9 protein-coding genes are annotated in these 9840 nt (G+C 73.8%); 4 read left to right on the forward strand and 5 right to left on the reverse strand.

The genetic code is table 11. The features are described 5' to 3' along the window. Positions 1–7 precede the first annotated feature (7 nt). A complete protein-coding gene (locus ACL02U_RS32230; RefSeq protein WP_412794553.1) occupies positions 8–493 on the reverse strand; it encodes a hypothetical protein in 486 nt (161 codons plus the stop codon). A 334-nt stretch (positions 494–827) separates the two neighbouring features. Between ACL02U_RS32230 and ACL02U_RS32235 the strand changes: the two genes are divergently transcribed. Beyond that, positions 828–1499 carry a class F sortase gene (locus tag ACL02U_RS32235; protein ID WP_412794554.1) on the forward strand — a complete coding sequence of 224 codons (672 nt, stop codon included), beginning with the start codon at positions 828–830 and terminating at the stop codon, positions 1497–1499. Between the two features lie 67 nt (positions 1500–1566). Here ACL02U_RS32235 and ACL02U_RS32240 read toward each other — a convergent pair whose 3' ends face one another. Continuing rightward, positions 1567–2406, reverse strand: coding sequence for a polysaccharide deacetylase family protein (locus ACL02U_RS32240; protein ID WP_412794555.1), 840 nt, complete (start codon positions 2404–2406; stop codon positions 1567–1569). Between the two features lie 168 nt (positions 2407–2574). Here ACL02U_RS32240 and ACL02U_RS32245 point away from each other — a divergent pair, with 168 nt between their 5' ends. After that, positions 2575–3036 carry a universal stress protein gene (locus ACL02U_RS32245; protein WP_412794556.1) on the forward strand — a complete coding sequence of 154 codons (462 nt, stop codon included), beginning with the start codon at positions 2575–2577 and terminating at the stop codon, positions 3034–3036. 160 nt (positions 3037–3196) lie between these two features. Here the strand turns inward: ACL02U_RS32245 and ACL02U_RS32250 are convergent, their stop codons facing one another. After that, entirely contained in the window at positions 3197–4360 is a 1164-nt protein-coding gene (locus ACL02U_RS32250) for a CapA family protein (RefSeq protein ID WP_412794557.1), read from the reverse strand. Positions 4361–4993: 633 nt separating this feature from the next. Between ACL02U_RS32250 and ACL02U_RS32255 the strand changes: the two genes are divergently transcribed. Together ACL02U_RS32255 and ACL02U_RS32260 are read left to right on the forward strand one after the other, a co-directional pair. Next, complete coding sequence (locus ACL02U_RS32255) at positions 4994–5509, forward strand: hypothetical protein (RefSeq protein ID WP_412794558.1); 516 nt, start codon at positions 4994–4996, stop codon at positions 5507–5509. Positions 5510–5705: 196 nt separating this feature from the next. Beyond that, positions 5706–6362 carry a zf-HC2 domain-containing protein gene (locus ACL02U_RS32260; RefSeq protein ID WP_412794559.1) on the forward strand — a complete coding sequence of 219 codons (657 nt, stop codon included), beginning with the start codon at positions 5706–5708 and terminating at the stop codon, positions 6360–6362. Between the two features lie 250 nt (positions 6363–6612). On the opposite strand, the gene ACL02U_RS32265 is transcribed toward ACL02U_RS32260, so the two are convergent. Together ACL02U_RS32265 and ACL02U_RS32270 are read right to left on the reverse strand one after the other, a co-directional pair. After that, entirely contained in the window at positions 6613–7476 is an 864-nt protein-coding gene (locus ACL02U_RS32265) for an Fpg/Nei family DNA glycosylase (protein WP_412794560.1), read from the reverse strand. Between the two features lie 57 nt (positions 7477–7533). Beyond that, entirely contained in the window at positions 7534–9621 is a 2088-nt protein-coding gene (locus ACL02U_RS32270) for a SpoIIE family protein phosphatase (RefSeq protein WP_412794561.1), read from the reverse strand. Between the last annotated feature and the right edge of the window lie 219 nt (positions 9622–9840).

Raw genomic sequence — 9840 nt, forward strand, 5'->3', positions numbered from 1 at the left:
GTCGGCCTCAGATCCGCTTCTCGGCGCGGCGCCGCATCCAGAAGACGCCACCGCCGGCCAGAGCGGCGGCCACCAGACCGCCGCCGATGGCCATGTCGGTGGGGGTCGCTCCGCTGGTGCTGCTGCCGCCCAGACCGCCGCGGACACCGCCGATGACGGTGAAGGCGGTCGGATTGGTCAGCGTCTTCCCCGAGCAGTTGACCGTGATGCCGTGGGAGCCGGGGCTGGCGTTGCTGTTGACCGTCGCGGTGCCTTTCGCGGTCTCGTTGGCGCCGTGGATCGGGGACAGGTTGGTGGTGGGGAACGCGTCCGAGGTCATGGTGCCGCCGTTGCGGCAGCCGTCGACGGTGACGGTGAGCTGCCCGCCCTGGGCGATGACGCTGGGCAGGGCGACGATGTTGCTCGGCTGGTCCCACGCGACGGCCGCGGGGGCGGACAGCCCGAGGACGGCGACCGCGGCGGCCGTTGCCGCCAGGGCACGAGAACTGCGCATGTGATCCTCCGCGGAAGGCGCCCCGGGGCCCGTCCCCGGTCGATCGGCGAGAAAGCGCCTCCCGGCTCGACCCTCGGACGCGGCGGCGGTGCGCGCATTTCGGGGATGGTCCGTCCCGGTGAGCCGACAGGCCGCGAAGATCACGCACGGAGAGACATCACCGCAGGTCACACACTGTCAGAAATTTCCTTTCCAGCTCGCCCCGGATGGCGCACAGGGTGCGGCACGCGCCACTCGTTCGCCTCTGCCTTGTCGCCGGTTCCCTGCGGCGGACTTAGCGTTGCGCGTATGCGCGACATGACGCGGTGCAGGCCGCGTCGAGAGGGGATGGCGAATGTCTGCGTCGGAGCTGACCGAGCTGGCCGAAGAGGAGGAGCGCGGCAGGAAGCGCGCCCCCTGGGGCGTGATAGCGCTCGTTCTGCTGACCGGTCTCGCGCTCATCCGCAACGGCTCGGGGGAGTTCGACGTCGGTCCGCCGCAGCCGGCGTCGGCGGCTGCGGCCGACGCCGGCAGTCTCCACAGCTCCGCCGGCCAGGGCCCCCGGGCGCTGCCCTTCTCGGTGGCCGACAGAGTGCGGATCCCCGCCATCCGGGTCGACGCGCCGGTGATGCCGGTGGGCCTGGGCGCGGACGGCTGGGTCGACGCGCCGCCTCCCGAGGACCCCAACCTGGCGGGCTGGTTCACCGGTGCCGTGTCGCCCGGCGAGAAGGGCACCGCCGTCGTGGTGGGGCATGTCGACAACATGCAGGGCCCCGCCGTGTTCTACGGACTCGGGGCCCTGAAGAAGGGAAACAGCATCGAGGTGCGGCGCCGGGACGGCAAGACGGCGGTCTTCAGGATCTACGGCATCGAGGTCTTCTCGAAGAGCAACTTCCCCGGCGACCGCGTCTACGCCTCCAAGGGCGCTCCCGAACTGCGGGTCATCACCTGCGGCGGAGGCTTCTCCAAGCAGCACGGCTACGACGGCAACGTCGTCGTCTTCGCCCGCCTGGCCGAGGTGCGCTGAGCCCGGCTCCGGCCGGGCGGGCTCAGGGCCCGCCCGGCCGGAGCGGTGGGGGTCTGGCGGCGGCAGGTCAGACGTACTGCCGCCGCGGGACGGTGAGCTGGTAGCCGGAATCCAGGAGGTGCGGCAGATAGCTGCGCAGCGCCTGCACGCTCTGGGACCTGTTGCCCCCGGCGTCATGGGAGAGCACCACGACGCCGGGGGCCGCGCCGTGCTCGACGCGGTGGACGATGGTGCCGGTACCGGGCCTGGTCCAGTCCTCGGTGTCGATGGTCCAGGCCAGCGAGTCCATGCCCAGGTCCGCACAGATCTGGAAGGTGGCGCGGTTCCAGACCCCGTAGGGCGCCCGGAACCACTGGGGGGGCTCCCCGTAGGCGTCCTCGATGACATCGCTGGTGCGTTCGATCTCGGAGCGGATCCGGGAGCGGCTCAGCCTGGTCAGCAGCGGATGCGACCAGGTGTGGTTGCCGACGACGTGTCCCTCGTCGGCCATCCGGGCCAGCAACTTCGTGTTCCACTCGGCCTGTTCGCCGCAGACGAAGAACGTCGCGCGCACGTCGTACTCGCGGAGCGTGTCGAGGATGTGCGGGGTGTAGCGGGGGTCGGGCCCGTCGTCGAAGGTCAGCACCATGGTGCGGCCGCGGGCGGGGACCTCCATCAGCGGCTTGTGGCGCACGGGGGTGCCGTGGGGGGCGCGGGGGGCGCCTCCGTAGCCGGTCAGGGGCCGCAGGCGGTAGGCGGATGGTTTCTGCGGGAGGGGGTGCGCCGGAGAGCCGCCGGCGGGCGGTGCGGAGCGGGCCGGCTTCCCGCCGGCGGCCAGCTCGACGACACCGGCCGTACCGGCCGCCGCGACTGCGGCGGCCCCGGCCAGCAGCGCCCGGCGCCGGGTGAGCAACTGATCCTTCTTCATGAGTCATCCCTCACCCCCGAAGAGGGCGGCGCACCACGACGACACCGGCGTGGCGGAAGGAAATCACCCGTTCGGCGCAGGGCTGCGGCGGCGTCCGCCGCCGTTCGGCCGAGCGGGCGCGACCTCCCGGCCGCCGGGCGGAGCGGGGCCGTCGGATAGCCTCGCGGTGTGACAGAGCAGCACGCCCGGCCGTTCGAGCGGGGCACGGACGGGCCGAAGGTCATCGTGGTCGGGGTGGACGGCTCCGACTCCTCGCTGCGGGCCGCGGCGTACGCGGGCGGGCTGGCTCGCCGCCAGCGGGCGCTGCTCGCCGTCGTGTACGTGCAGCCCGTGCTCGCCGCGGGTGCGGCGATGGGGGCGCCGGTGGCCGGGACGACCGAGGAGATCGCCGAGGACCTGGTCCGGCAGATCCGGGAGGCGACCGAGCGGGTCAGGGGCATCTTCGAGGTGCGCTGGGAGTTCCACACCGTCCGCGGGGACCCGTACAGCGGTCTGGTGGAGGCCGCCGACGACCTCAGGGCGGACGCCGTGGTGGTGGGTGCGTCCGAGCAGGCCGGGCACCGCTTCGTCGGTTCGGTGGCCGTGCGCCTGGTCAAGGCCGGGCGGTGGCCGGTGACCGTGGTGCCGTAGGCCGGAGCGGGCACGGACCGCCCTCCCCGGCGCCGCGGGGCGTCGCTTCGGGCGGCCGGCCCGGTGCGGGTGCCGCACGGAGCCCGCGTACCGGGGGACGGCGGCCGCGGGCAGCCGCCGAGAGCGTCTCCCGGCGGCCGGGGGCCTTGCGCGCGGCGTCCTACTTCCCCATCACCAGTCCGTCCTCGGCCGCGCCCCGGCTCAGCACGACGCTCCTGATCCGGTCGCGGGTCCCGCGTACCTCCGCTCCCTCGTCAAGGGCGCGGTTGAGGTTCACCAGCCGGCCCGCGTCGATGTCGAAGAGCTGCGGTACGAACTCGGCCTTGACGACGTCCCACCGGCCGCCCGGCCGGGCCGGCGGGGCGAAGGTGAAGCGGGCCAGGGTGGACTGGTTGCCGCGCCGGTCCCGGGCACCCGTGCCGTTGAACATCTCGCCGGCGATCTGGTCGCCCATGCCGTAGACCACCCAGGTGCCGTTGACCTTCTCGTACGCCTGCGGGACATGGGCGTGGGTGCCGAGGATCAGATCGATGTCGGGTCGGCCGTCGGTGCGGGAGGCGGTGAGGCGGCGGGCCAGGGCGAGTTGCTGCCGGTCCGGTGCGTCCTGCCACTCGGTGCCCCAGTGCAGGGAGACGACGACCACGTCGGCGCCCGCACTGCGGGCGGCGCGCGCGTCGGCGACGATGCGGTCCGCGTCGATGAGGTTGACGGCCCAGGGCTGCCCCGGGGGCATGGGGTGGCCGTTGGTGCCGTAGGTGTAGGCGAGGTGGGCGAGCTTCGCGGGACCGGCCCGCATGATCGTGACGGAGTCGGCCTCCTGCTGGGTGCGGGCCGCGCCCGCGTGGCGCACGCCGGCCGCGTCGAGGGCGGCCAGGGTGCGGCTGATGCCGTCGGCGCCGTCGTCGAGGGTGTGGTTCGAGGCGGTCGAGCAGCCGTCGTAGCCGGTCGCTGCGAGGGCCTGGGCGATCTGGGGCGGGGACTTGAAGGTGGGGTAGCCGCTGTAGTTCCCGTTCGCTCCGTACACGGTCTCCATGTGGCACAGGGCCAGGTCGGCACGGGAGACGAGCGGTCCGGCCCCGGCGAGCATGGGCCGGAAGTCGTAGCCGCCGCCCCCCGCGTCGAAGCGGGCCCGGTCGATGACGGAGGTGTGCGGGAGGACTTCGCCGGTGGCGACGAGGGTGAACCCGCGGGCGGCCGAGGCCGTGGGTGCCGGGCGCCCGGAGCCGGCGGGCGGTCGCTGCTCGTGGTCGTGGGCCTGGCAGGCGGCCGCCGCGGCGAGTACGGCCGTCAGGGCCAGAGCCACCTGGTGTCTGCGTGCGAACATCACTCACCCCATTGCAGTCATATTTACGCACAGATAGGTATGAGGTCAGCCGCCGCCGCAAACGGTTCGGGCGCCGTCTCTACCCGTCCGGCGTGCGCCGGACGGGGCAGCGGCCGCGCCTCGACCCGATCCCCCGACGCCGCGACCGTCCTGCGCCCGGCCGGACGCACGCCCCCGCCCGGACGCCCCCGCCCGCGGCGCACCGGACGCGGCCCACCGCACGCGTCCCGGCCGCGACCACCCGCACCCCCGCGGAGGACGACCGCCCAGCGGGTGGGCCCCGCCGCAGCCGGCGTCCGGGCCGGTGTGAAGACTCTCACTCCGGGCCGGCGTGACGTCGTGATGCCCGGGTGCCTCCACGGGACGAGTGGGACGGGAGCGGCGGCACCCCTGCACGTCGCTCCCGGTACCGTGAAGTCGCGCTTGTACCACATGCCGTGGCTCCTGCGCCGAATCCTGTCCGGATACGCGGCCGACCTGCGACGAAACCGAGCGATCGGTAAATCCTTCGTAAAGCGCCTTGCTGCGGACCGTGGTTGAGTAATCGGCTGTCCTCATCCGTGTTCCGGACCGGGACCCTGTCGCGGGGTCCGGCATCGGGCTACGCGCAGCACCGAAGGAAGGCAGGAAGGGATGCTGGACAGAGGTCAACAGAGCACGGACGACACCGGCGGCGGTGAACTGAGCGTTCCCATGGCCTGGTTGTACGCCGAGTACATCGCGGACGAGTTGCTGCGGACCGGCGATCTGATGCCGCCGACGTCGTTCGAGTTCCGCGCCGGACGGGACGCGCTGGCGCTCACCGTGTTCCTGTCCGACACCGAGGGCGAGTTGTCCGGGATCCGGGTCGTCTCCCAACTCGAGACCTGGCTGTCGCTGACGGCCTACGACCAGCCCTGGCAGAACTGGGTGCGCGAGCGCCTGGCGGCGTGCTCCGCGGAAGCGGCCGCCGCCCGCCGGCCGGCTCCGGACCTGGCACTGGCCGAGTCCGCGTGGCGGTGGCTGGAGGAGACCGAGTTGCTCGCGCCGGACCTCGACGCGGTGCCGGACGGCGCGGGCGGCGTCGGCGAGGACGACGGCCCCCAGGTGTGGACACCGGCCTGGCGGCTCGGACTACCCCTCGGGCACCTGGCGATCCACCTGTTCTGACCTGCCCTCGCAAGCGCTTCGTCCGGCACCGCCGAGCCGTTGCGGGACATTCCGCGGGGCGGACCAATCCGCGGCCCGCCCCGCTCCGAACACCCCTAGGGCGATTCCGTGCGTGGCTTGAGTGATTCGGCTGTCCGGTGCGTACGGGTGGGAGCAAGGAGTAACCCCACCCCCACTCAACGGCACGAGGATGCGCATGAGTCCCCTGGAGAGGCATCACGACGCCGCCGCGTACGCGCTGGGCGTGCTGGATCCGGCGGACGCCTTCCGATTCGAGGACCACCTCCCGGACTGCCCCCGGTGCACGGCGCAGGTGACCGGTTTCGGCCCCACCGCACGGCAGCTGCTGCTGTACCGGTCGGCCACCCCACGCCCGGTGCACCCGATGGCGCGCCCCGGCGACATCCTGCTGGACCGGCTGCTCGGCCGGATCACGGCCCGCCGCCGCGCGGCCCGCCGGCGGTTCCGGTTCGCGGTAGCCGCGTCGGTGCTGCTGTCGCTGGGCGGCTCCGCCGTGGCGGTGGTGGCGGCCGGCGGACACGGCGTCGCCCCCCTCGCCGCGACCGACGCGCGCTCGGGGGTGTGGGCCCAGATCGTCGCCCGGGACGAGGCGTGGGGCAGCCGGGTCGAGCTGAGGATCAGGGACGGCTCGGGCCACCGCTCCTGCCGGCTGGTGGCCGTCGGCCGCGACGGCTCCGAGCAGACGGTGACGAGCTGGGCGGTCCCCGGCCGTGCCGAGGGTCCCAGCACCCTGCAGGGCGGCGCCGCCCTGCACCCCGACCAGATCGACCACTACGAGGTGCGCACCGCGGACGGCCGGCGCCTGGTCACCGTGGACACCCGCACCCGGTAGCGGCACCGGGGACGCCTTCGGCAGCCGGCGCTGCTCCCGGCGGACCGGGGCGGGCCCGGCGGACCGCCGTCGGGCCCGGGCACGGCGACGCGGAGCCGCCGACGGGGGCGCGGAGGAGCCACGTCGCACGAACCCCACGTCGCACGTGCCCCACGGCGCGCAGGTCCCTGGGGCATGCAGGTCCCTGGGGCACGCAGGTCCCTGGGGCACGCAGGTCCCTGGGGCACGCAGGTCCCGGCGCGGCGGCGCGTCACTTCAGCAACCGGGACATCCTGCGGTCCGCGAGCGGCTTGCCGCCCGTCTGGCAGTCCGGGCAGTACTGGAGCGAGGAGTCGCTGAAGGAGACCTCGCGAATGGCGTCCCCGCAGACCGGGCAGGGCTGCCCGGTGCGGCCGTGGACGCGCAGACCGGACTTCTTCTCCGCCTTGAGCCGGCCGGCGGCGACCCCGCGCGAGCGGGCGACGGCCCCGGTGAGGGTGGCGCGCAGGGCCTCGTACAGCACGTGGACCTCCTCCGGACTCAGGGAAGCGGCCAGTTTGAACGGTGACATCCGCGCCGCGTGCAGGATCTCGTCGCTGTAGGCGTTGCCGACTCCGGCGATCAGGCCCTGGTCGCGCAGGGCGCCCTTGATCCGGCGGCGCTCGCCCGCGAGGAGAGCGGCCAGGCGCTGCTCGTCGAAGTCGGCCGCCAGCGGGTCGGGGCCCAGCCGGGCCACCCCCTCGACCTGCCGGGCGTCGGTGACGACGTACACCGCGAGACGCTTCTGGGTACCGGCCTCGGTCAGGTCGAACCCCTCCCCCGTCTCCAGGGCGACCCGCAGGGCGAGCGGACCCCTGCCCGGCCGCGGCGGACCGTCGGGGAGCCGGTCCCGCCACTGCAGCCAGCCCGCCCGGGCCAGGTGGGTGACCAGGTGCAGTCCGTTGTCCGCGGCGAGGTCGAGGAACTTGCCGTGCCGCTGCACGGCGGTGACCGTGCCGCCCTCCAGCGCGGTGGCCGGGGGGTCGTACGTCTTCAGGACGCTGATCGCGACCGGCAGCACCCGGACGATCTGCCGGCCGACCAGGTGCCCGGTGAGGAATTCCTTGAGCGCTTCGACCTCGGGGAGTTCCGGCATGCGTCCAGCGTGCCACCGCCCGCCCGGATCCTCAGCTCCACCGCCCGGAGGGACGGATCAGCCGCTCTGCGGAACGACGAACTCGCCCCACACGCACTTGCCGCCGCCCCGCGCCTCCACGCCCCACGACTCGGTGAGCAGCTCCACCAGGAGCAGGCCGCGTCCGGAGACCCCCGACTCCCCCGCTTCCCGGCGGCGCGGCAGGGCGCTGGAGGAGTCCTCGACCTCCACCCGCAGCCGGCGGTCGGCTCCGGTGAGCAGGCGCAGGGTGAGCACTGCGGCGCCCTCGGTGTGCATCAGGGCGTTGGTGACCAGCTCGTCGGCGGCGAGTTCGATCTCGTCGGCCCGCTCCCCGGCGCCCCAGACCCGGACCGCGGCGCGGATCATCTGCCGCGCCTGCCGGAGCGCCTCGGGGTCACCGGGGGCGACGTGCTGCTGGAGGCGGCCTCCGGCCCCCGGGGTCTCCAGGGCGCGGCGGCGCAGCAGGAGCAGTGCCACGTCGTCGTCGCCGGCGCGTTCCTCCGCCACCTCGATGAGCCGGTCGGCGAGGGCGCGGACGTCGCCGGGGCCGGAGGCGAGCAGTGCGAGGAGGCTGCGCATACCGTCGTCGACGTCGGAACCGGGCTCCTCGACCAGGCCGTCGGTGCACAGCACCAGGGTGTCGCCGGGGTCCAGTTCCAGAGTGGCGACCGGGTACTGCAGGCTGCCGAACTCGGCGGACAGCCCCAGCGGCAGCCCGCCGGCGACCGGAATCCGGCGGCAGCTGCCGTCCGCGGCCCGCACCAGCGGGTCGATGTGGCCGGCCCGGACCGCCTGGACGACGCCGGTGGACAGGTCGGCCTCGGCGTACAGGCAGGTGGCGAACCGGTCGGTGTCCAGTTCGTTGAGGACGACGGAGGCGCGGGCCATGACGGTCGCGGGGGTGTGGCCCTCGGCCGCGTAGGCGCGGAGCACGATGCGCAGCTGGCCCATGACCGCGGCGGCGTGCGTGTCGTGACCCTGGACGTCGCCGATGACCGCGCCGACCCGGCCGCCCGGCAGCGGGATCAGGTCGTACCAGTCGCCGCCGATGTCCCGGCCCAGCGTGCCGCCGATGGTGGCGGCGCGGTAGCGGACGGCGACGTCGGCTCCGGGGACGCTGGGGATGGTGCGGGGCAGCATGGCGTGCTGCAGCCCCTGGGCGATGTCCATCTCCTGCTCGTAGAACATGGCCCGCTGCAGGCTCTGCGCGATGCTGCTGCCGAGGGCCAGAAGGATGTTGCGCTCGTCGGTGGTGAAGCTGCGCCGGTCGCTGTAGAGCAGCCCCATGGCGCCGATGGGGCGGGCCTGGACGATGAGCGGGAGGTAGGCGGCCGCGGTGATCTTCAGGTCGGTGATGTGCGGCCACAGGATCGGGTAGCCGGCGGCGAACTCCTCCGGGGACTCGATGAAGCGGGGCGCGAGCGTGCGGACGACCTCGCTCATCGGGTAGGGCTCGTCGATCCCGGTGACCCGGGTGCCGGGTACGAAGCTGCCCTCGGGGCCCTCGGCGATCAGCCGGATGCGGCCGGCCTCGATCAGGCCCACGACCAGGCTCTTGGCGCCCAGGTGGGTGAGGCCCCGGGTGTCCTTGAGGACGTCGATGACGTCCTTCACGGTGCGGGCGTGGGCGAGCGCGGCCGTGGCCAGCTGGACGACGCTGGTCTGCTGCCGGCGTGTGTCGTCGAGGACGTCGTCCTCGCGGTGCGCGGCCGGGTCGGCGAGCTCCTCGGTGGCGTCGCGGACGATGCCGATGATGCGCCGGGGGCGGCCGGTCCCGTCGCGCCGGATGTAGCCCTGGGTGTGGGTCCAGCGCAGGCTGCCGTCGCGGCAGCGGATGCGGAAGTAGGCGCCGTAGTTCTCGCTGCCGTCCTTGATGGCGCGGGCGATCAGGGCGTCCAGCCGCCGCTCCTCGTGCGGCGGCACCCGGGCGGAGAGGTCCTCGCGGCGTCCGCCGTACTCCTCCGGGCGCAGGTCGAAGACCTCGAGGGCCTGGGCGTCCATGTGGAACAGAGCGGTGTCCAGGTCCCAGTCGAAGCTGCCCATGCGGTTGAGCGCCAGGATCGGATCCGGGTGGGCGGGCCAGTCCTCCGGGAGTGACAGGGCGCTCGCTCCCCGATCAGCCATGCGCCCACCTTGCCAGGATTCAACCGATTATTCGACCGGTGCGGCAGGAAGAATTCCGCTCCCCGGATACCGTGACCTCCGCCCGGCGGTCGGCGGCAGACCCGTGAGAGGCACTGGATCTCGGCGGCGGACCGCTCTCCGGCACCCCGCTCCGGCACGACCCGCGCTGCGGCGTCCGGGTGACCGGGACCGCCGGATCCGCCCCGTCCGCCGTACCGT

The organism is Streptomyces sp. MS06 (genome assembly GCF_047200655.1).
Lineage (GTDB): Bacteria > Actinomycetota > Actinomycetes > Streptomycetales > Streptomycetaceae > Streptomyces.